Origin of the sequence: Streptomyces sp. NPDC050856 (genome assembly GCF_040653855.1) — a bacterium.
Taxonomy (GTDB): domain Bacteria; phylum Actinomycetota; class Actinomycetes; order Streptomycetales; family Streptomycetaceae; genus Streptomyces.
On record NZ_JBFAGV010000013.1, the window covers coordinates 106,717 to 125,865 of the forward strand.

A 19,149-nucleotide genomic window follows, 5' to 3' on the forward strand; every position below is an offset into this window, starting at 1 on the left:
CCCGGTCCGGTCGGGTCCGGCCGGGCCCCGGGTGACGCGCACGCGCGGGCCAGGGCCTGCGGGCCCACCGGGTTCGACCGCTCCTCGCCCGCCCCGGCCCTGGGGTCAGGCGTCCGGCCGGGTCAGGTGGGCGAACGCCGACAGGTTGCGGGTCGACTCGCCCCGCGAGACCCGCCACGCGTACTCCTTGCGGATGGCCGAGGCGAAGCCCAGCTCAAGGAGTGTGTTGAACGCGCCGTCCGCCGCCTCCAGGACCGAGCCCAGCAGCCGGTCGATCTCCTCGGGGGTGACCGCGGCCAGCGGGAACTTGCCGGTCAGGTAGATGTCGCCCATGCCGTCGACCGCGTAACCCACCCCGTAGAGGCGGAGGTTGCGCTCCAGCAGCCAGCGGTGGACGCCCGCCTCGTTCTCGTCCGGGTGGCGGATGACGAAGGCGTTCAGGGACAGCGAGTGGTTGCCCAGGCGCAGTGACAGCGTGGTCGACAGCTTGTGGGTGCCGGGGAGCGTGACGACATAGGCGCCGGGCTCCGGGGACTCCCAGGTCAGTTCGGCGTCGTTCAGCGCCGACTCGATGATCTCCCGTGCGTCAGCCATGGTGCGAGCGTACGCGACGGCGGTGGTCGTGCATCGCCGCGGTGTAGACGTCCGCCGTGGCCGTCGCCGCCGCGTCCCAGCCGAAGGAGCCGGCGTGACGGGCCGCGGCCTCGCCGAGGCGGGCGGAGAGGGTGGGTTCGGCGACGAAACGGCGCAGTACGCGGGCGTAGTCGGCCGGGTCGTGCCCCTCGACCAGGTAGCCGGTGGTGCCGTCCCGTACCGCCACCGGCAGTCCGCCCACCGAGGCGGCGACGACCGGGGTGCCGGCCGCCTGGGCCTCTATGGCGACCAGCCCGAAGGACTCGCTGTACGAGGGGACCACCAGCACCGACGCGGCACGGAACCAGTCGGCGAGCCGGTCCTGGTCCACCGGCGGATGGAAGCGGACCACATCGGCGATGCCCAGGCGGGCGGCGAGCTTCTGCAGGCCCTCGGGCTTGGCCAGGCCACTGCCGCTGGGCCCGCCGACGACCGGGACGACCATCCGGGACCGCAGCGAGGGGTCCTCGTCGAGCATCCGGGCCGCCGCGCGCAGCAGGATGTCCGGCGCCTTCAGCGGCTGTATGCGCCCGGCGAAGACCGGGACGAACGCCTCGGCCGGCAGTCCGAGCCGGGCGCGCGCCGCCGCCCGGCCGTCCCCGGGGCGGAACCGCTCCAGGTTCACGCCCGGGTGCACCACGGCGACCCTCGCCCGCTCGGCCTCGTAGAAGCGGACGAGGTCCTCGGCCTCCTCGGCGGTGTTGGCGATGAGCCGGTCGGAGGCCCGGACGATCTGGGTCTCGCCGATCACCCGGGCGACGGGCTCGGGGGTGTCGCCCTCGGCGAGCGAGGCGTTCTTGACCTTGGCCATGGTGTGCATGGCGTGCACCAGCGGGGCGCCCCACCGCTCGGCGGCGAGCCAGCCGACGTGGCCGGAGAGCCAGTAGTGCGAGTGCACGAGGTCGTAGTGGCCGGGCCGGTGGCCCGCCCATGCCTGCATCACCCCGTGGGTGAAGGCGCAGAGCTGGGCCGGCAGCTCCTCCTTGGCCAGGCCCTCGTAGGGGCCGGCGTCCACATGCCGTACGAGCACGCCGGGCGCCAGCTCCACGGCGGACGGCAACCCGCCGGCGGTGGCCCGGGTGAAGATCTCGACCTCGATGTTGATCTCGGCGAGGCGTTTGGCGAGCTCCACGATGTAGACGTTCATGCCGCCCGCGTCGCCGGTGCCGGGCTGGTGCAGCGGAGAGGTGTGGACGCTCAGCATGGCGACCCGGCGTGGCGCCCGTGCCCGGCCGGGGATGCGGAGCCGGGGCGGCGCCGCCAGGGTGCCGGCGAACCGGGACACGTACTGGCTCACGTCGGCGGTCCTTCCGCTCTCGGGGGCAGGGCGAACGGAGGACGCGCGCCTCCAGGGGCCACAACAGCGGAATGGCTCCTTTCATTTCCGGTTTGCCAATTCATTACGCGGTGGGGGGCCGGTCACCGGCGCGGACGGGGCGGCGGACCGGGGCGCGGCACGGCGGCCGCCGGGCGGGCCCGGGGCGGGGCGCGCGGCCCCCTCGTCCGGGCGGGTGCGCGGGCCCCCGTCCGGGCGGGCCCGGGGCGGGGGCCGGCAGCGCTTACCCTCGTCCTCATGGCCCCGCGCACCACCCGTTCCGTCGGCACCCGCCCTGTCGGCACACCGACCCGCGGGACCACCAACCCCAACCGCCTGCGCCGCATGGACCGCTGGATCGCCGCCGTGCACGGTCCCGTCCTGTCGCGCGGCGACACTCCCCCGGTCGCCGTCGACCTCGGGTACGGCGCCGCCCCGTGGACCGCCGTCGAGCTGCTCCAGCGGCTGCGGACCGCCGACCCCCGCGCCCGGGTGGTGGGCGTCGAGATCGAGCCCGCGCGGGTCGCCGCCGCCCAGCCCTACGAGCGGGACGGGCTGACCTTCGTGCACGGCGGCTTCGAGGTGCCGGTGGCCGGCGCGCCCGCGCTGATCCGGGCGGCGAACGTGCTGCGCCAGTACGACGAGGGAGAGGTCGCGGCCATCTGGGCCCGGATGTGCGGGCGGCTGGCGCCCGACGGGCTGCTGGTGGAGGGGACCTGCGACGAGATAGGGCGGCGCCATGTCTGGGTGGCGCTGGGGCCGGAGGGGCCGCGCACGGTGACGTTCGCCACCCGGCTGGGCTCCCTGGAGCGCCCGTCGGACCTGGCGGAGCGGCTGCCGAAGGCACTGATCCACCGCAATGTGCCGGGCGAGCCGGTACACGCGTTCCTGCGCGACTTCGACCGGGCGTGGGCGGCGGCGGCCCCCTACGCCTCACTGGGCGCCCGGCAGCGGTGGATCGCGGCGGTGACGGACCTGTCGGCGGACTGGCCGCTGGCGGACGGCCGCCGGCGGTGGCGGCAGGGCGAGGTGACGGTCGCGTGGCCGGCCCTCGCGCCCGTCCGCTGATGCCGCTCACCACCGGCCGGTTGGGAGGGAACGCCCGGCGGCGATCCTTCGTCCCACCCGGTGCGGGTGATCCGTCAGGTGCCCGTACGCCCCCCTGTCGCATCGCCGGTGGGCATGGCACCATCTCGGTGGCCACCGAAAGTTACTGACGGTAAATCAGATCCGTCCGAGGGGGAAGTCCGTGAACCGACGCCGCTGTGTCACCGTCGCGATCACCGTGGTCTGCGCTCTGACCGCACTGGCGGCACCGGCCCATGTGGCGTACGCGGCACCCGTGCCTCCCACGGCACCCCCCGCCGCCGCGGCGGCCTCACCGGCGCTCCCCGGGAAGAGCCTGGAGGAGGTGCGCAGGGAGATCGACGCGCTCTACCGCCAGGCCGCCTCCGCCACCGACGCGTACAACCTGGCCGAGGAACGGGCCAGGAAGCAGTCGACCGAGATCGCGGAGCTCGGCAGGGCGATCGCGGCGGGCCAGGCCCGGATCGCGGAGCTGAGGAAGCGGGCCGGCGCCGCGGCCCGCGCCCAGTACCGCAACGGCGGGATACCGGACGGGGCCCGCCTGGTCCTCTCCGGCGACCCCCGGCTCTTCCTGGACGGCGCCGGGCGCGTCCAGCAGGGCCAGAAGGCGACCAAGGACCTCCTCGGTGAACTGGAGCAGGCCCAGGCCGACTTGGAGTCGTACACCAAGGACGCCAGCAGCCACTGGACCAGGCTGGAGGCCGGCCGCGTCAAGCAGGCGAAGGCCAAGAAGGAGATCGAGGCCCGGATAGCCGCCGCCAGGGCGCTGGAGTCACGGCTGCGCGTCACCGAGCGGCAGCGGCTGTTGGCGCTGGAGCGGGAGGAGCAGCGCAGGGCGCAGACGGCGTGGCTGGGCACGGGCGCGCTGGGCCCGGCCACCGCCGGCACCGGCCCGCAGGGCAGCAAGGCGATCGAGTTCGCCACCGCGCAACTGGGCAAGCCGTACGTGTGGGGCGCCGAGGGCCCCGACTCGTACGACTGCTCCGGGCTGACCTCCCAGGCCTGGGCGGCGGCGGGCAGGAGCATTCCCCGCACCTCGCAGGAGCAGTGGCGGCTGCTGCCCCGGATCGACGTCAAGGACATGCGGCCGGGCGACCTGATCATCTACCACGCCGACGCCAGCCATGTCGGGATGTACATCGGCGACGGCATGATCGTGCACGCGCCCCGGCCGGGGCGGAACGTGACGGTGGCGGGCGCGGGCTCGATGGCCATCCTCGGAGTCGTACGCCCCGACAAGTGAGCCGGCCGGCCCGGCGGGCCGGGGCCGGTGTGACGGGTCCGACACACCGGCCGGTGGTCGCCGGGCGCCGCGCGTGACGTTCGTCATGGCCCGGCGGCCAACTACGCCCCCATGCGCGGCATATGCCGTTCCCTCCTCCCCGATCGCCATTCCGTTCCACCGCCCGGGCCCGCTATGGTCCCCGTCTGGTGGGGCGTCGACCGGCGCCGCACCGCGCCCTCGGGGGGAGGGAAGGAAACAGACCGATGCCCGTACCCGTACCGCGACAGCGGGTGACCCCCGGCCGGACCGCTGTCGCGGACACCGCCGGTGGCGAGCTCACCCTGCTGGTGATCGAGGACGACCCGGCGGGCACCTTCACCGTCCCCGACGTACGGGACGCGTCCGGGACCCGGGTCCGGATCCGCACCGCCCGCAACCTCACCGAGGCCGAGCGGCTGCTCACCGACGACGTCCACTGCGTGCTCGTCGGCCTCGCCCTGCCGTCACCGGGCTCCGGCGACGGGCCCGGCTCCGGCGACGCCCTGGAGCCGCTGCGGCACGTGCTGCGCCTCGCGCCGCGCCACGCGGTCCTGGCGCTGACCACGTCCGCCGAGGCCGGGCTGGCGGCCGAGGCGGTGCGCGCCGGGGCCCAGGACCACCTCTTCCGCGAGGAACTGGACGGACCGCTGCTCAGCCGCGCCATCCGGTACGCCGTGGAGCGCAAGCGCGCCGACTCGGTCCAGGTGAAGCTGGCCGAGTCGCGGCTGCGGGCCCAGGAGAACGCCCGCCTGGAGCGGGGCCTGCTGCCCACGCCGCTGCTCCAGGGTTCCGACCTGCGGTTCGCCGCCCGCTACCGGCCGGGCAGGTCGCGCGCGCTGCTCGGCGGTGACTTCTACGACACCGTCCGCACCCCGGACGGCACCGTCCACGCCATGATCGGCGACGTCTGCGGGCACGGCCCGGACGAGGCGGCGCTCGGGGTGGAGCTGCGGATCGCGTGGCGGGCGCTGACGTTCGCCGGGCTGTGCGGCGACGAACTCCTCTCGACCCTCCAGCAGGTGCTGGAGCACGAGCGGGAGAGCGAGGAGATCTTCGCCACCCTGTGCACGGTGGACATCGCGCCGGACGGGCGGCGGGCCGGGCTGTGCCTGGCGGGCCACCCCTCGCCGCTGATCGCCCGGCACGGACGGGCCGCGCAACTGCTGCCCTACGAGGACGGGGGCCCCGCCCTGGGCCTGCTGCCCCGGGCCCGCTGGCCGCGCCGGCAGGTGGAACTGGGTGGCTCATGGAGCCTGATGATGTACACCGACGGGCTGATCGAGGGCCGTTCGGCAGGCCCGGGAACCCCGCGGCTGGGCCAGGACGGCATGGTCGAGATGATCAACCGGCAGCTCGCGCTGGGGCTGGGCGGCGAGGAACTGCTCGAGGCGGCGGTCGGCGAGGTGCGGGAGCTGAACGGCGGTGAGCTGACCGACGACGTGGCGGTGCTGCTGCTGGACCGCGACCGGGACCGCGGCCCGGACCGGGAACGCGGCGGCGACGGGAGCCGCCGCCGGGGAGGCGACCGCGACCAGGGCCGTGCCCGCGCCGGGGACCGCCCCCGTGCGGCGGACCCGTGCCGCGAGCGCGAGCGCGGCCGGGCCGGCCGTCAGCGGCCGCCGTTGTAGGGGCCGTACGGCCCGTCGCTGCTGGACCCGCCGCCGCGCCGGCCGCCACGGCCGCCGCCCGACACCTGCCGGATGGCCGGCCGTACGTCGACCATGAACACGATCGACGCGACCAGGCCGGCGATCTGCAGGAACAGCATCGGCACCAGCAGGTTCACCGCGACCGTGACACCCAGGATGATCAGCCAGAACATCTTGGTCTGCTTGTCGGCGGCGCGGTACGCGTCCTCGCGCGCGGTCACGGCGATGAACAGCGCGACCAGGGCGATGAGGAGCATGGCGAGGTTGAGCAGAGAGAGGAACGTGCCGAATCCTGCGAGCAACATGCTGAGCACCGCCTAGTCAGTGGGTTGAAGCGCCTCGCGGCCAAGGTATCGGTACAACGCCCCGCCGCTCCCGAATGTGCCCGCGGGTCTCCGCCGTACACCGCGGCGCCCCGCCGCGGGGCCGGGCGGGGGTGTCGGACCCGCCGACGCCCCGGGGCCCGAGCGGGCTTCCCGGGGCGTCGCGGCGCGTCACCGCGGCCGGCCGTGCGGCCGGTCCGTCACGTCACTCGGCCGCCGGCGCGGTGCTCTTCCGCTGCGCCGGCTTGCGGGCCGGCGGGGTCTTCCCGGCCTGGGGCTCCTCCACCGGCTCGGCGACCTTCTTCGGCGCCGGGTCGGGCTCCACGGCCACCGCGATGTCGTTGATCTCCTCGGCGGCCTCGCCGCGCCAGGTCCGCACGGCCTGCTCGCCGTGCTCGGCGACCTGCTCGTACTTCTCACGCGCCCTGACCGCGTACTCGGCCGCCACGCCCACACTGCGCAGGGCCAGGTCCTGGACGGTCTCGCCGAGCTTCTTCAGGTCCGTGTCGATGCTGCCGAGCACCTCGGTGGCCTTGGCCTGCACGGTGGCCTGCGCCTCCTTGGCCTGCGCGGACACCTTCTGCTGCACGACCTTGGGGTCGGTGTTGCGCACCGCGTCGATACGGGCCGGCGCCTCGGCGGCGATCTGCTCGATCAGACCGGGAACCTTCTTGGCCTGCCGCACGGCCAGATCCGCCGTACCGGCGGCGAAGTAGAGGGGCGTACGCAGTTCTTCGATCATGGCCATGACTGTGGTCCTCCCGGATCGCAGAGTCAGAGTTCGGGTGAGGGTTTTCCGGCACCGCTCCCGCCGGTCGCGCCGGAGCCGTCGCCGGCGGTGCCGTCGGAGGTGTCCTCGGCGCCCTTGGTCTCCGTATCGAGCCCGTTCTCCTTGCGGAAGGAGTCGTAGATCTGGAGCAGCACCTGCTTCTGCCGCTCGTTGATCGACGGGTCCGCGAGGATGGCCGCGCGTGTCTCCAGCTCCTCGCGATCCCGCTCGTCCAGGATCCCGGCCCGCACGTACAGCGTCTCGGCGGAGATCCGCAGCGCCTTGGCGACCTGCTGGAGGACCTCCGCGCTCGGCTTGCGCAGCCCGCGCTCGATCTGGCTCAGATACGGATTGGACACCCCGGCGGCATCGGCGAGCTGCCGCAACGAGAGCTGCGCGGTGCGCCGCTGCTCGCGCAGGTACTCCCCGAGATTGCCGACGTTGAGCGATGCCATGGACCCGATGGTGCACCCACTCGCTAACTTTTGCAAGCAAGTGCTTGCTGGAGTGTCGCGCCGCCCCCTCACCCCGCCCGGCGCCCGGCCCGGGGCCCGCTCAACCGGTGGCGGCGCCGAACCACTCGGGCAGCCGGGTGAGCAGGTCCCGCTGGTCCTCACCGGCCCACACCACGTGGCCGTCCGGCCGGAGCAGCACCGCGGGGACGTCCAGTTCCTCGCTGACGTCGACCACGTGGTCGACCCGATCGGCCCAGCCCGCCACCGAGAGCCGGCCGGTCTGGTCGAGCAGCAGTCCGCGGCCGCCGTGCATCAGCCCGTACAGGCGGCCCCGCTTCAGCGCCACGTCCGGCATCCGCCGGCCGAGCAGCTCATGGCCCTCGCCGAAGTCGTAACGGACCCCGACCGCGGTGATCATCCCGGTCACGTACCGGTTCACCTCCTCGAAGTCCATCAGTGTCGAGAACAGCGCGCGCAGCGCGGTCGCGCCCGGATCGGTTCCCAGCAGGGCCATCTGCGCCCGGGTGTTGTCCAGCACGGCGGCGGCCACCGGGTGCCGTTCGGCGTGGTAGCTGTCCAGCAGCCCCTCCGGAGCCCAGCCGGCCACCTCGGCGGCGAGTTTCCAGCCGAGGTTGAACGCGTCCTGCACGCCGAGGTTGAGCCCCTGCCCGCCGGTCGGCGGGTGGATGTGCGCCGCGTCGCCGGCCAACAGCACCCGGCCGACCCGGTAGCGCTCCGCCTGGCGGGTGGCGTCGCCGAACCGGGACAGCCAGCGCGGCGAGTGCACGCCGAAGTCGGTGCCCGCGAACGCCCGTAGCTGCCGCCGGAACTCCTCGAGGGTCGGCGGGGTCGTCCGGTCCTCGGCCACGCCGTCGGCGGGCACGACGACGCGGCACACCCCCTCGTTCCCGTCCGCGTCGGGGACGACGCCGAACCGCAGGTGGGTCTTGCGGACCTCCGCCACGACGGCGGCGACCGTCGCCGGATCCTCGGTCATCCGCATGTCGCCCAGCAGCGTCTCGACCGTGGCGGGCTCGCCGGGGAAGCCGACGCCGAGCCACTTGCGCACCGCGCTGCGGCCGCCGTCGCAGCCGACGAGGTAGCGCGAGCGCAGGTACGTGCCTCCCCCACTGGCGGGGGTGCCCCCGTGCGCCAGCTCGACGGTCACCCCGTCCTCGTCCTGGCTCAGCCCGACCACTTCGCAGCCGCGCCGGATCTCGGCACCGAGTTCGAGGGCGCGCTCGCCGAGCAGCCGCTCGGTGACCGGCTGCGGGGTGGCCAGGCCGTACGGGTGCGCCGTGTCCAGCCGGTCCGGCCACGGCTTGACGATGCCGCCGAACAGGCCGCCGACCTGGAACCTCTCACTGACCGCCAGAAACCGGTCCAGCAGGCCGCGCTGGTCCATCAGCTCGACGCTGCGCACGTGCAGGCCGCGCCCGCGGGACTGCGCGGTGGGCTCCGCCAGCCTCTCCAGCACGACCACGCGCACCCCGTGCAACCGCAACTCGCCGGCCAGCGCCAAGCCGGTCGGCCCGGCGCCTACCACGATCACGTCCAGCATGAAAAAACCCCCATCGAACTCGCTCCGGTCCCGGCCGGCCCTGCCGCGGGCGCCGACGTCGGTTCGGCGCCCGGCGCTCTTCCCCCCGCGCGTCCCCGCGCGACCAGCAGGCCGACAGCAGCGCACATACGTGGCGAACCCGCTGTTTCCGCAGGTTCCGGCCGTGGGCGACGATCCTGCGGCACGACCGGGGCCTTGCCGCAAGCCCCCCGGTGCGCTATACGTTGAGCATGGAGAGGAGTGGGCAAGCCTCCTCTCCCTCGTCGCGGGTGACGACGGCCGAGCCGCTCCCCGCTCTACGGACAGTCCACGGGCAGCGGTTCGGCGTGCACGATGTCGAGCCGTGACACGGCTCGGGTGAGCACCACGTACAGGCGGTGCGCGCCACGCGGCTCGGCGGCCACGATCGCGGCCGGTTCGGCGACGACGACATGGTCGTACTCCAGCCCCTTGGCGACCGTCGCGGGCAGCACCGTCACCCGGGACACGGCGCCGCTCAGGTCGTCGGGGAGCGCCGTCGCCACGCCCGCGTCCGCGAGCGCCTCGCGCAGCCGGCCGGCCGCCGCCTCCCCCGCCGCGATCACGCCGATCGACCCCTCCCGGCCGAGCGCCGCCCGCACCGCCTCCACCGTCACGGCCACCACGTCCGCCGCGTCCCGCGCCGCGCGGACCGTCAGCTCCCCGTCCGCCCGCGGCGACCGGGCCGGCGGCACGTCCACGTCCAGCGCCGGGAGCAGTCGGTTGGCCAGCTCCACGATGGCCGCCGGGACCCGGAAGCCGCTGGTCAGCGTGGTCACCCGGGCGTTCTCACGGTCCAGGTGGGCGAGCTGCGCGGGCCAGTCGCGGGCCGCCCACGGCGTGGTGCCCTGGGCCAGGTCGCCCAGGACCGTCAGGGAGCCGGAGCCGGCCCGGCGGGCGATGGCGCGGCACTGCATCGGCGACAGGTCCTGGGCCTCGTCGATCACGATGTGCCCGTAGCCGGCGGGCCGTTCGACGAGCCCCGCCAGCTCGTCCAGCAGCACCAGGTCGGCGGCCGTCCACCGGGCGGACCGGTGCGAACGCGGCGGCCGGGTCCAGCGGACCGCCTCCCGCTCGTCCGCCGACAGGGCCTCGTCGGCCGGATCGGCCAGGAACCCGGCCAGTACCTCCTCCGGCGTCACCTTCGGCCAGCACGCGTCCACCAGCGCCGACACCGGCCGCGCCCGACTGATCCGCCGCACCCAGGCGGCGGGCACCGGGCCCGCCCGCCGCTCCGCCCGGAGCTGGACGGACCGCACCACACGGCTGCGCACCCGCTCCCGCCCGACCGCGTAGGGCGGGGCCTCGGCCCGTACCCCGGCGACGATGTCGGCGAGCTCGGCGACCGGTACCCGCCACCGGTAGGAGCCGTCCGGCACGGCGAGCGGCTCGGCCGGTGCGCCCACCCGCGCGTACAGGGCCCGGTGCAGCACACCGGCCATCCGGACGTCGTGCTTGACCGCCTCGGCGGCCGCGGAGTCGTGCGCGCGCACCTCGCGCTCCTGGGCGATCTCCTCCTCGACCGTCGCCTGGCGCACGTCCATCTCACCCAGCGCGGGCAGCACCTCGGAGATGTACGACAGGAAGGTGCGGTTCGGGCCGATGATCAGCAGGCCGCCGCGCCGGATGCGGCGCGGGTGGGTGTAGAGCAGGTACGCGGCGCGGTGCAGCCCCACGGCGGTCTTGCCGGTGCCCGGAGCGCCCTGCACGCAGAGGGAGGCGCCGAGGTCCGCCCGTACCAGGTCGTCCTGTTCGGGCTGGATGGTGGCCGCGATGTCCCGCATGGGCCCGACGCGGGGCCGTTCGACCTCCCCGGCGAGGATCGCGCCCGCGCCGTCGCCGCGCCCCTCGCCCAGGTGCTCGTCCTCCAGGCCCGTCAGGTCCGCCGACGCGCCGTCGCCGAAGGGGGCCCAGCCGTACCGCCGCCGGGTCCGCACGCCCTGCGGGTCGTCGGCGCTCGCCTGGTAGAAGGGCCGCGAGACGGGGGCGCGCCAGTCGACGACCAGCGGCGGGGCCGCGGGGTGCTCGCTGACGCGGCGGCGGCCGATGTGGTGGGTCTGGCCGTCCTCGCGGTCCAGGCGGCCGAAGAAGAGCGGGCCGGGCCGCAGCTCGCGCAGCTCCTTGGCGTGGCTGCGCAACCGGTACCCGAGGGTCTCGGCGTCGGCGCCGGACGCGGAGACGTCCGCACCGGTGACGACGCGGTGGGCGGCGCCCCGGACCATCCGGTCCAGGGCCGCGCGGCAGGTGTCGTGGTAGGTCCGTTCCGTGCGGAGTTCGTCATCGAGTGAGGTCATTCCGCACAGCATAAAGCAACCGAGTAACTTTTCTTACTCGGTAACGATCGTGGTGCGGTCGTGCGTCAGACCGGGTGGCCGGGCGCGAGGCCGTCGCCCAGCTGGCGGAACGCCAGGTCGGCGGCGCTCACCGCGTCCGGGTGGACCGCGTCCGCGCTCTCGCCGCCCCCCTCGATCCGCCGCCAGTTCTCCTCCGCCAGGATCCGCTGCACGGCCACGATCTGACCGGCCGCCAGCCGCGCCGGCAGCCCGCCCCCGAGCGCCTCGGCCAGTGCCCGCTCGGACGCGCCCTGGTAGGCGTACAGCCGGGCGACCAGGCTCGGCGTGCCGTACAGCAGCCGGTGGAAGGCCAGCACGTCCGGATCGTCGTTCAGTCCGGTGACCGGGTCGCGGCGGGCGAGGCCGTCCAGGAAGTGGCGGTGCAGCGCGCCGAGCGGGCTCCGGCCGGCCGGGCGGCCGGCGACCACCCGCGCCGCCTCGTCGCGGTGGTCGGCGAACCGGTGCAGGGCCAGGTCCTCCTTGGCCGGGAAGTACCGGAAGAGGGTCGGCTTGGAGACACCGGCGGCGGCGGCGACCTCCGCGACCGGGACCTGGTCGAAGCCCCGTGCCAGGAAGAGGGCGATCGCCGCGTCCGAGATCGCCTGGTACGTCTGCTGTTTCTTGCGCTCCCGCAACCCGCTCATGACAGGAGCGTACGCATCACCGCCCACCGGCCCGTCCCGCCGGCCCCGCTCAGAAGACGTCCGGGCACCACGGGCGCCGCGAGGTGCGCAGCAGCCGGTCCACCAGCTCCGCCGCCCCCGGCCGGGACTCCTCGACGCGGCCCAGGGCCAGCAGCCGCACCGCCGACTCGTCACCCAGGTAGAGCGCCGCCAGCTCCGCCACGTCCAGGGTGAGGTCCACCGGCCCGGTGGTCGGCGCGCAGACCGCGCCCTCCGGTGAGGCGTCCAGCCGGAAGCGGCCCCCGGCCGGGCCGTCCGCGTCGTGCACCTGGAGCACCAGCGAGCCGGCCGCCGCGTAGGTGCGCGCCTGGAGGACCCGTACGGTGTCGAGGATCCGCAGCCACAGGAAGTCGGCGTGCGTGGTCACCCGCGCGGCGCGCGGATCGGGCAGCAGCAGCGGCAGCAGGTCGTCCGGGGCGCGGTGACCGCTCTTCACCAGGGTGACCCAGTCCACCGAGCAGACGAACCGCCACAGGGCCCGTTCGGCGGCCGGGGTGAGCGCCACCAGGTCCCGCACGGTCGCCGTGTTCAACGGCTGCTTGCCGTCGTCCCACCGGTCGTCGGCGGTGTAGGCGACGTACCCCTCCACCTCACCGGCGGCCGAGCGGTACGTCGCGAAGAACGGTTCCTTCCACGGCTCGCCGGGCATCTCGGCGGCGCCGGTGACGAGGTCCCAGAAGCGCCGGTTCCGGCTGACCATGCCGTGCCGCACCGCCCGTACCCGGTCGTGGAGCGCCGCGCCCAGCTCCCGGACGTCCGCCGGGTCGACCAGGTCGATCCGGCCGTCCCCCACCGGGGCCGGCCGGCTCCGGTCCAGGCCGGCCCGGCGCAGGTCGACGGTCCACTCGGTGGTCCAGGCCGCGGGCCCGTACCCGTACCGCCCGTAGATCGGGTACTCGGCGGCGATCAGCGTCGACGCGGCCTCGCCGCGCTCCCCGGCCGCCGCCAGGTCCCTGGCCATCATCCGGCCGAGCAGACCCCGCCGCCGGTGCGTCGGCGAGACCGTCACGGAGGTCACCGCGCTCACCGGCAGGGCGGCGCCGCCCACCGCGGTCAGCTCCTGCGCGAACGAGCGGAAGGTCGCCACGCACCGCCCCGCGTCGAACGCCCCCTGCGCGCGTGCCGGGTCCAGGTGCGGACGCCGCTGGGCGACCTCGGCGTCCGTGACCGAGGGGGGCCGCAGGAACCCGATGTGCAGGGCGCGCACCCAGTCGGGGAAGTCGGAGTCGGTGACGGTACGGACCTCGAGGCTCATGCGCGTCACGCTAGGTGCGGGCCCCGCCGTGACGCACCGGGTTTTCCCTCCGCCCCGGACGGACCGCCCGGCTCAGAAGGCCGCCCGTACCCCGCCCACCCGGTGCCCGCCGCCCAGCAGCGGCGCGTCCGCGATCCGGCCCACCACCGGGGCCTCGACGCCCATCAGCTCCAGCGTCCGGGCCAGCACCGGGCCCAGGGCCCGGCCCGAGCCGTCCTCGATCTTGAAGGCGAGCGCCCGGCCGTCCGCCAGGGCCACCGCCTGCACCGCCTCCGCGCCCATCTTGGACAGCGTCCCCGGCACCTCCCGCATCAGCCAGGTGTCCGGGCGCCGGGTCCCGGCCACGTACTCGGGGTGCGCCCGCATCGCGTCGGCGACCCGCCGCTGCGGGGTGCCCCGCTCGGCCAGGACGTAGCCCCGGAACGCACGGGCCAGCCCGACCAGGCTGATCGCCATCAGGGGCGCCCCGCAGCCGTCCGTACCGACCGAGGCCACCGGCTCGCCCGCCGCCGCCTCGACCTCCTCGTGGACCAGCCGCTGGAGCGGGTGGGCGGGGTCCAGGTAGGTCGCCGGGTCCCAGCCGTTCAGCGCGCAGGCGGCCAGCATCGCCGCGTGCTTGCCCGAGCAGTTCATGGTGATCCGCTGCCGCCGGTGCCCGGAGGCCAGGTACGTCTCCGTCTCGACCGGGTCCAGGGGCAGGTCGGGCGGGGTCTGGAGATCCGCCTCGGTGAGTCCGTGCTCGGCGAGCATCGTGCGGGCGAGCTCCAGGTGGAACGGCTCGCCCGAGTGGCTCGCGGCGGCCAGCGCCAGCCGCTCCCCGGCCAGTTCCAGGCCGGCCCGCAGCACGGCCGCCGCCTGCATGGGCTTGTTGGACGAGCGCGGGAAGACCGGCGCTCCCGGGTCGCCGAGCGACAGCTCGACGCTGCCGTCCGCGGCCAGGACGACCAGCGACCCCCGGTGGTGGCCCTCGACGAAACCCGAGCGGACGACCTCGGCGAGGACCGGGGACAGGGCCGCGGGGGCGGCTGCGGAGGCGGAGGGGGTCATGGTTGTCGGCCTTCCAGGACGGGGGACCCGCCCGGGAGGGATCGCCTCAGGTGAGCAGGTCGTCTACTTGTGCTTCGCCCTCACGGTACCTGCGGGCGATTTCGGCACTGCAATCGTCGGCGGTCCGCTGGAGCTGCTGGCGGCGGCGCGAGACCTGCTGCTCGTACTGCGCCAGGCGCCCCATCGCCGCGTGCAGCTCCTCGTCCGTACGGGCGGCCAGGTCCGACAGCGCGACCTCCCCCAGCATCTCGGCGGCCAGCCGGCGGTACTCCTCGCCGCGCGGGGTGGACAGCGTCACGTGCCGGGCCGACGACCGGTGCCGCGAGGGGGTGTCGGCGAGGATCTCCGACAGCCGGTCCACGACCGGCACCTGGGTGCCCCCGCGGCGCGCCAGTTCGGCCCGCAGGATGTCGATCCGGCCCTGCAGCAGCCGCCGCACGTAGCTCAGGTCCGCCTCGTCGCTGTGCGAATCGCGCCGCAGCGTGCGCAGTTCGGGCAGCCGCATGGTCCGCAGGTCGGGCCGGCGGGCGTCCGGGAGCACCGACGGCCCCGCCGTATCGGCCGGGGCACGCTGCACCGGTGGTCGCGCGGTGCTGGTGCCGCTGGCACATGACATCGGTACGGGATGTGGCGTCTGCCCGGCGCCGGGTGTGCTCATGTGGTTCCGTCCCCTCGACCGGTGCGTAAGGCGCACCGCCTGCAAGGCATGGTGCCACTCCCACATCTGATGTGCAGTGCTCTGCACCCGTTCGGCCCCGGCTACGTTGGTACGTATGCGTGCAGTGGTACAGAGGGTCGACGGCGCGAGCGTCGTGGTGGCAGGGGAGACCGTCGGCGAGATCGCCGGCGAGGGACTGTGTGTCCTGGTGGGGGTGACCCACGACGACACCGTGGAGAAGGCCGCGCGGCTGGCCGCCAAGCTGTGGTCGCTGCGGATCCTGGAGGGCGAGAAGTCCTGCTCGGACGTGGCCGCGCCACTGCTGGTGATCTCGCAGTTCACCCTGTACGGGGACGCCCGCAAGGGCCGGCGCCCCACCTGGAACGCGGCGGCGCCGGGCGAGGTGGCCGAGCCGCTGGTGGACGCGGTGGTGGCGCGGCTGCGGGAGCTGGGCGCGACCGTGGCGACGGGCCGGTTCGGAGCGGACATGCGGGTCTCGCTCACGAATCACGGCCCGTTCACCGTCCTCGTCGAGGTCTGACCGGGGCCGGGCGGCCGCCCGGCCCCGGTCGGCTCCGGCGCCCGAGCCGTGGCCGGGCGCCCGGCTACGGCTCGACGACCGTCTCCTGCGCGGCGGCGGTGTCGCCGGCGAGCAGTTCCGCGTCCACCGGCACGTTCCGCTTCACCAGGGCCAGGGCGATCGGCCCGAGCTCGTGGTGGCGGGCCGAGGTGGTGATGAACCCGAGCTGCCGGCCCTCGTCGCCGTCGGCCTTCAGCCGGATCGGGGTGCCGTGCCCCGGCAGGTGCACCTCGCTGCCGTCCAGGTGCAGGAAGACCAGCCGGCGCGGCGGCTTGCCCAGGTTGTGGACGCGCGCCACCGTCTCCTGGCCGCGGTAGCAGCCCTTCTGGAGGTGGACGGCCGTGCCGATCCAGCCCAGCTCGTGCGGGATGGTGCGGTGGTCGGTCTCGAAGCCGAGCCGGGGGCGGTGCGCCTCCACGCGCAGGGCCTCGTACGCCCAGATCCCGGCGAGCGGGCCGTTGGCCCCGGCATACGCCTCAAGATCGGCGCGCGGCAGGAACAGGTCCCGGCCGTACGGCGTCTCCCGTACGGCGACGCCCTCGGGCACCCCGGCGATGGAGCCGGCCGGCAGGTGCACGACCGCGAACTCGTCGGTGCGGTCGGCGACCTCGACCCGGTAGAAGAACTTCATCGACTCCAGGTAGGCGATCAGCGCCTCGCGCGTACCGGGCTCGACGTGCGCCCAGACCGTCTCGCCGTCGTCCACCAGGTACAGCGCGTGCTCGATGTGCCCGTGCGCGGAGAGGATCAGCGCCTCCGTGGCCTGGCCGGCCGGCAGCTCGCTGACGTGCTGGGTGAGCAGCAGGTGCAGCCAGCCGAGCCGGTCCGCGCCGCTGACGGTGACGACACCGCGGTGGCTCAGGTCGACGAGGCCGGCACCGCCGGCGAGGGCCCGCTGCTCGCGGAACAGGTCGCCGTAGTGCGCGGCGACCCCTTCGTCCCGCCCCTCGGCGGCAACGGCGCCGGGGAAGGACAGCAGAGGGCTGGTCGATGAATGTCGCAGCATAGGATCAGCCTACGACTCGGCGGCGGTGTCCTTCGCTGAACAGTTCGCACACCGGCCGAAGATGGCGAAGTGCTTCATGTCCGTGTCGAAGCCGAATGCCTCGCGCAGCTTCCCGGTGAACTCGGCGGCCACCTCCACGTCCGCCTCGATGACGTCCGCGCAGTCCCGGCACACCAGGTGCAGGTGGTGGTGCCGGTCGGCCAGGTGGTACGTGGGCGCGCCGTGGCCCAGATGGGCATGGCTGACCAGCCCGAGCTCCTCCAGCAGCTCCAGCGTCCGGTAGACGGTGGAGATGTTCACCCCGGAGGCGGTCTTGCGCACCTCGCTCAGGATGGCGTCGGGGGTCGCGTGCTCCAGCGCGTCCACCGCCTCCAGGACAAGCTGGCGCTGGGGAGTCAGCCGGTAACCGCGCTGCCGCAGATCGCTCTTCCAGTCGGTGCTCACCACGCGTCCAGTGTAGGAGCACCGGCCGCCGGACCCGGGGCCCGCACGTCGGCCGGGCCCCGGCCCCCGGGGAGCGCGGGGTTACTTGAAGAAGGCGATGCCGTCGTCGGGCAGGTCACCGAGGTCCTTCGCCCACGCCTCGACCTGCTCGGGCGTGACGACCTTCTTCAGGTGCGCCGACATGTAGGGGCGCAGCGGTACGTCCGGGGTGGACTTCTCGCCGACCCACATCAGGTCGCCCTTCACATACCCGTAGAGCCGCTTGCCGCCGCTGTACGGGCCCGAGGCCGCGGTGCGCGCGACGGCGTCCGTGGCCAGGTCGATCTGCGGCTTCTGGTCGGCGAGCTCGCCGTACCAGACCTCCACCACGCCCTGGTCGCGCACCATCACGATCTCGACCTTGCGGTCCGCGTCGATGCGCCAGTAGCCGCTCTCGCTCTCCAGCGGCCGCACCTTGTTGCCCTGGGCGTCCAGCACCCACGAGCGCGAGGTGTACTCGATGAAGTCACGGCCGTCGTGGCTGAAGGTGACGGACTGGCCGAAGTTGCACTTCTCGGCCCCGGGGAAGTCGGACACACCCGCGCCCTCCCACGTGCCCAGCAGGAACGCGAGGGGGACGAGGGCCGGGTTCAGGTCGGACGGGATCTCGATCATGAGTGGCTCTGTCGATCTGTAGGGGGGATCAGCGCTGGCCCTGGTACAGCTTCTTCACGGTCAGACCGACGAAGGCGAGAACGCCGACGCAGACCAGGACCAGCAGGGCGGAGAAGAAAGCCTCAAGCACGGGGTGCTCCTCGGTGAGCGGTGTGGGCGATGTACGAAGGGCCGGGTACCAGCCTAATGGGTGGCGGCCGCGCCCCTGGTGTGAGATCCGCCCGGATGCCGGGCGCGCGCCCGGCCGCCCACTAGAGTCGCCCCATGGCGAAGAAGCTCGTGATCAAGGTGACCGCCGGGGCCGACGCCCCCGAGCGCTGCTCGCAGGCCTTCACGGTGGCGGCCGTCGCGGCGGCCAGCGGTGTGGAGGTCTCGCTCTGGCTGACCGGCGAGTCCTCGTGGTTCGCCCTGCCGGGCCGGGCCGCCGAGTTCGAACTGCCGCACGCCGCGCCGCTGCCGGATCTGATCGAGTCCGTCCTGGCGGCCGGACGCGTCACGCTGTGCACCCAGTGCGCGGCCCGCCGCGACATCGGCGAGAAGGACGTCCTGGAGGGCGTCCGGATCGCCGGGGCGCAGGTCTTCGTCAGCGAGATCATGGCCGACGGGGTCCAGGCGCTCGTCTACTGACCGTCCCGCGCACCGGCCGTCCCGCGCACCGGGACGACCGCGCCCGGCCGCCCGACCCGGCGCCCGGCGGCCGTCGCCCGACGGCCGCGTCCCTAGGAGTTCCGCTTCCTGCGGCCGTCGAGTTCGTCCCACCACTCGTCGGACTGCGGGTCCCCGGTGGTGGCGTCGGTCCGGGGAGGCCCGGCGGGAGGGTCGTCCCACCAGCGGTCTTCCGGGCCGCGGCGGTTGGCGACCATCGCCGCGACGGGCGGGATCACCATGGCCGCGAGGCACATCCCGACGGCCGCGGGCACCGACCACAGCCGTACCACCGCCCAGCCGCCCACGAAGAGCGCCAGGCAGGTGCCCATCAGCAGGAAGTAGGCGTGCCGGCGACGCGCGTACATACCTCCAGCGTACGACCGAAGGGCCGCACCTCGATCCCGGAACGGCGTCCAACCCCCAGGAGGTGCGGCCCTTCGGCCGGTACAGCGGTCGCGTCCGTCAGACGGCGATGGCGACCTCGGCGAGGCCGCCCGGCTGGGCGACGACCGTGCGGTCCGCCGTGCCGCCCGGCACGAGCGCGCGGACGGTCCAGGTGCCCTCGGCCGCGTAGAAGCGGAACTGGCCCGTCGCCGAGGTCGGGACCTCGGCGGTGAACTCGCCGGACTCGTCCAGCAGGCGCACGTAACCGGTGACGGGCTCGCCGTCGCGGGTCACCTGGCCCTGGATCGTGGTCTCACCGGGCTTGATCGTCGAAGCGTCGGGGCCGCCGGCCTGTGCTCCACACATGTGTCTGTCCTCCGTCTA

21 protein-coding genes are annotated in these 19,149 nt (G+C 74.4%); 5 read left to right on the forward strand and 16 right to left on the reverse strand.

All coding sequences use genetic code 11. The features are described 5' to 3' along the window. Window positions 1-105: 105 nt before the first annotated feature. The gene (locus AB0H53_RS14900; protein WP_362111876.1) at window positions 106-594 is read right to left on the reverse strand and encodes a YbjN domain-containing protein; all 489 of its coding nucleotides are present in this window, start codon (window positions 592-594) and stop codon (window positions 106-108) included. Beyond that, complete coding sequence (mshA, locus tag AB0H53_RS14905; RefSeq protein WP_362111879.1) at window positions 587-1,930, reverse strand: D-inositol-3-phosphate glycosyltransferase; 1,344 nt, start codon at window positions 1,928-1,930, stop codon at window positions 587-589. Before mshA ends, AB0H53_RS14900 begins: the two co-directional genes overlap by 8 nt. A gap of 276 nt (window positions 1,931-2,206) precedes the next feature. Here mshA and AB0H53_RS14910 point away from each other — a divergent pair, with 276 nt between their 5' ends. The 3 genes from AB0H53_RS14910 to AB0H53_RS14920 all read left to right on the forward strand — a co-directional run bounded on the left by AB0H53_RS14910 (window position 2,207) and on the right by AB0H53_RS14920 (window position 5,926). Next, the gene (locus AB0H53_RS14910) at window positions 2,207-3,016 is read left to right on the forward strand and encodes a class I SAM-dependent methyltransferase (protein ID WP_362111882.1); all 810 of its coding nucleotides are present in this window, start codon (window positions 2,207-2,209) and stop codon (window positions 3,014-3,016) included. A 181-nt stretch (window positions 3,017-3,197) separates the two neighbouring features. After that, window positions 3,198-4,277: a C40 family peptidase gene (locus AB0H53_RS14915; RefSeq protein WP_362111885.1), complete on the forward strand. Its 1,080-nt coding sequence runs from the start codon at window positions 3,198-3,200 to the stop codon at window positions 4,275-4,277. Window positions 4,278-4,522: 245 nt separating this feature from the next. Continuing rightward, window positions 4,523-5,926, forward strand: coding sequence for a SpoIIE family protein phosphatase (locus AB0H53_RS14920; protein ID WP_362111888.1), 1,404 nt, complete (start codon window positions 4,523-4,525; stop codon window positions 5,924-5,926). On the opposite strand, the gene AB0H53_RS14925 is transcribed toward AB0H53_RS14920, so the two are convergent. The 9 genes from AB0H53_RS14925 to AB0H53_RS14965 form a co-directional block, all read right to left on the reverse strand. After that, on the reverse strand, window positions 5,908-6,252 hold the full coding sequence (locus AB0H53_RS14925) for a DUF2516 family protein (protein WP_362111893.1): 345 nt from the start codon (window positions 6,250-6,252) through the stop codon (window positions 5,908-5,910). The genes AB0H53_RS14920 and AB0H53_RS14925 overlap by 19 nt on opposite strands. A 223-nt stretch (window positions 6,253-6,475) precedes the next feature. After that, complete coding sequence (locus AB0H53_RS14930) at window positions 6,476-7,018, reverse strand: hypothetical protein (protein ID WP_362111895.1); 543 nt, start codon at window positions 7,016-7,018, stop codon at window positions 6,476-6,478. A gap of 26 nt (window positions 7,019-7,044) precedes the next feature. Continuing rightward, entirely contained in the window at window positions 7,045-7,494 is a 450-nt protein-coding gene (locus AB0H53_RS14935; RefSeq protein ID WP_362111897.1) for a helix-turn-helix transcriptional regulator, read from the reverse strand. A gap of 100 nt (window positions 7,495-7,594) precedes the next feature. Then, window positions 7,595-9,055 carry a rifampin monooxygenase gene (rox, locus tag AB0H53_RS14940; protein WP_362111899.1) on the reverse strand — a complete coding sequence of 487 codons (1,461 nt, stop codon included), beginning with the start codon at window positions 9,053-9,055 and terminating at the stop codon, window positions 7,595-7,597. Between the two features lie 296 nt (window positions 9,056-9,351). Continuing rightward, the gene (locus AB0H53_RS14945; protein ID WP_362111901.1) at window positions 9,352-11,367 is read right to left on the reverse strand and encodes an AAA family ATPase; all 2,016 of its coding nucleotides are present in this window, start codon (window positions 11,365-11,367) and stop codon (window positions 9,352-9,354) included. A 65-nt stretch (window positions 11,368-11,432) separates the two neighbouring features. Further along, the gene (locus tag AB0H53_RS14950; protein WP_362111903.1) at window positions 11,433-12,050 is read right to left on the reverse strand and encodes a TetR family transcriptional regulator; all 618 of its coding nucleotides are present in this window, start codon (window positions 12,048-12,050) and stop codon (window positions 11,433-11,435) included. A 49-nt stretch (window positions 12,051-12,099) separates the two neighbouring features. Next, a complete protein-coding gene (locus AB0H53_RS14955; protein ID WP_362111906.1) occupies window positions 12,100-13,344 on the reverse strand; it encodes a GNAT family N-acetyltransferase in 1,245 nt (414 codons plus the stop codon). Between the two features lie 72 nt (window positions 13,345-13,416). Further along, window positions 13,417-14,391: an asparaginase gene (locus tag AB0H53_RS14960; protein WP_362111909.1), complete on the reverse strand. Its 975-nt coding sequence runs from the start codon at window positions 14,389-14,391 to the stop codon at window positions 13,417-13,419. Between the two features lie 46 nt (window positions 14,392-14,437). After that, window positions 14,438-15,049 (reverse strand): ABC transporter substrate-binding protein, encoded by a 612-nt coding sequence (locus AB0H53_RS14965; RefSeq protein WP_362111912.1) that lies wholly within the window; start codon window positions 15,047-15,049, stop codon window positions 14,438-14,440. Between the two features lie 115 nt (window positions 15,050-15,164). Here AB0H53_RS14965 and dtd point away from each other — a divergent pair, with 115 nt between their 5' ends. After that, window positions 15,165-15,590, forward strand: coding sequence for a D-aminoacyl-tRNA deacylase (gene dtd, locus AB0H53_RS14970; protein WP_362111915.1), 426 nt, complete (start codon window positions 15,165-15,167; stop codon window positions 15,588-15,590). Between the two features lie 64 nt (window positions 15,591-15,654). Here the strand turns inward: dtd and AB0H53_RS14975 are convergent, their stop codons facing one another. The 3 genes from AB0H53_RS14975 to AB0H53_RS14985 all read right to left on the reverse strand — a co-directional run bounded on the left by AB0H53_RS14975 (window position 15,655) and on the right by AB0H53_RS14985 (window position 17,733). Next, a complete protein-coding gene (locus AB0H53_RS14975) occupies window positions 15,655-16,635 on the reverse strand; it encodes a folate-binding protein (RefSeq protein WP_362111918.1) in 981 nt (326 codons plus the stop codon). Window positions 16,636-16,644: 9 nt separating this feature from the next. Further along, window positions 16,645-17,082 (reverse strand): Fur family transcriptional regulator, encoded by a 438-nt coding sequence (locus tag AB0H53_RS14980; RefSeq protein WP_362111921.1) that lies wholly within the window; start codon window positions 17,080-17,082, stop codon window positions 16,645-16,647. Between the two features lie 78 nt (window positions 17,083-17,160). Next, on the reverse strand, window positions 17,161-17,733 hold the full coding sequence (locus AB0H53_RS14985) for an FABP family protein (RefSeq protein WP_362111924.1): 573 nt from the start codon (window positions 17,731-17,733) through the stop codon (window positions 17,161-17,163). A gap of 264 nt (window positions 17,734-17,997) precedes the next feature. Here AB0H53_RS14985 and AB0H53_RS14990 point away from each other — a divergent pair, with 264 nt between their 5' ends. After that, the gene (locus AB0H53_RS14990) at window positions 17,998-18,360 is read left to right on the forward strand and encodes a DsrE family protein (protein ID WP_362111927.1); all 363 of its coding nucleotides are present in this window, start codon (window positions 17,998-18,000) and stop codon (window positions 18,358-18,360) included. Between the two features lie 92 nt (window positions 18,361-18,452). Here AB0H53_RS14990 and AB0H53_RS14995 read toward each other — a convergent pair whose 3' ends face one another. After that, window positions 18,453-18,746 (reverse strand): DUF3099 domain-containing protein, encoded by a 294-nt coding sequence (locus AB0H53_RS14995; protein WP_362111930.1) that lies wholly within the window; start codon window positions 18,744-18,746, stop codon window positions 18,453-18,455. Between the two features lie 97 nt (window positions 18,747-18,843). Next, entirely contained in the window at window positions 18,844-19,131 is a 288-nt protein-coding gene (locus AB0H53_RS15000) for a DUF1416 domain-containing protein (RefSeq protein WP_362111933.1), read from the reverse strand. Between the last annotated feature and the right edge of the window lie 18 nt (window positions 19,132-19,149).

What these genes read in the sequence shown, in the direction of transcription:
- AB0H53_RS14935 (WP_362111897.1), bottom strand. Translation starts at nt 7,494, where the DNA reads ATGGCATCGCTCAACGTCGGCAATCTCGGGGAGTACCTGCGCGAGCAG.
- dtd (WP_362111915.1), top strand. Translation starts at nt 15,165, where the DNA reads ATGCGTGCAGTGGTACAGAGGGTCGACGGCGCGAGCGTCGTGGTGGCA.
- AB0H53_RS14995 (WP_362111930.1), bottom strand. Translation starts at nt 18,746, where the DNA reads ATGTACGCGCGTCGCCGGCACGCCTACTTCCTGCTGATGGGCACCTGC.
- AB0H53_RS14920 (WP_362111888.1), top strand. Translation starts at nt 4,523, where the DNA reads ATGCCCGTACCCGTACCGCGACAGCGGGTGACCCCCGGCCGGACCGCT.
- AB0H53_RS14990 (WP_362111927.1), top strand. Translation starts at nt 17,998, where the DNA reads ATGGCGAAGAAGCTCGTGATCAAGGTGACCGCCGGGGCCGACGCCCCC.
- AB0H53_RS14985 (WP_362111924.1), bottom strand. Translation starts at nt 17,733, where the DNA reads ATGATCGAGATCCCGTCCGACCTGAACCCGGCCCTCGTCCCCCTCGCG.
- AB0H53_RS14945 (WP_362111901.1), bottom strand. Translation starts at nt 11,367, where the DNA reads ATGACCTCACTCGATGACGAACTCCGCACGGAACGGACCTACCACGAC.
- AB0H53_RS15000 (WP_362111933.1), bottom strand. Translation starts at nt 19,131, where the DNA reads ATGTGTGGAGCACAGGCCGGCGGCCCCGACGCTTCGACGATCAAGCCC.
- AB0H53_RS14900 (WP_362111876.1), bottom strand. Translation starts at nt 594, where the DNA reads ATGGCTGACGCACGGGAGATCATCGAGTCGGCGCTGAACGACGCCGAA.
- rox (WP_362111899.1), bottom strand. Translation starts at nt 9,055, where the DNA reads ATGCTGGACGTGATCGTGGTAGGCGCCGGGCCGACCGGCTTGGCGCTG.
- AB0H53_RS14925 (WP_362111893.1), bottom strand. Translation starts at nt 6,252, where the DNA reads ATGTTGCTCGCAGGATTCGGCACGTTCCTCTCTCTGCTCAACCTCGCC.
- AB0H53_RS14930 (WP_362111895.1), bottom strand. Translation starts at nt 7,018, where the DNA reads ATGGCCATGATCGAAGAACTGCGTACGCCCCTCTACTTCGCCGCCGGT.
- AB0H53_RS14960 (WP_362111909.1), bottom strand. Translation starts at nt 14,391, where the DNA reads ATGACCCCCTCCGCCTCCGCAGCCGCCCCCGCGGCCCTGTCCCCGGTC.
- AB0H53_RS14965 (WP_362111912.1), bottom strand. Translation starts at nt 15,049, where the DNA reads ATGAGCACACCCGGCGCCGGGCAGACGCCACATCCCGTACCGATGTCA.
- AB0H53_RS14950 (WP_362111903.1), bottom strand. Translation starts at nt 12,050, where the DNA reads ATGAGCGGGTTGCGGGAGCGCAAGAAACAGCAGACGTACCAGGCGATC.
- AB0H53_RS14910 (WP_362111882.1), top strand. Translation starts at nt 2,207, where the DNA reads ATGGCCCCGCGCACCACCCGTTCCGTCGGCACCCGCCCTGTCGGCACA.
- AB0H53_RS14975 (WP_362111918.1), bottom strand. Translation starts at nt 16,635, where the DNA reads ATGCTGCGACATTCATCGACCAGCCCTCTGCTGTCCTTCCCCGGCGCC.
- AB0H53_RS14955 (WP_362111906.1), bottom strand. Translation starts at nt 13,344, where the DNA reads ATGAGCCTCGAGGTCCGTACCGTCACCGACTCCGACTTCCCCGACTGG.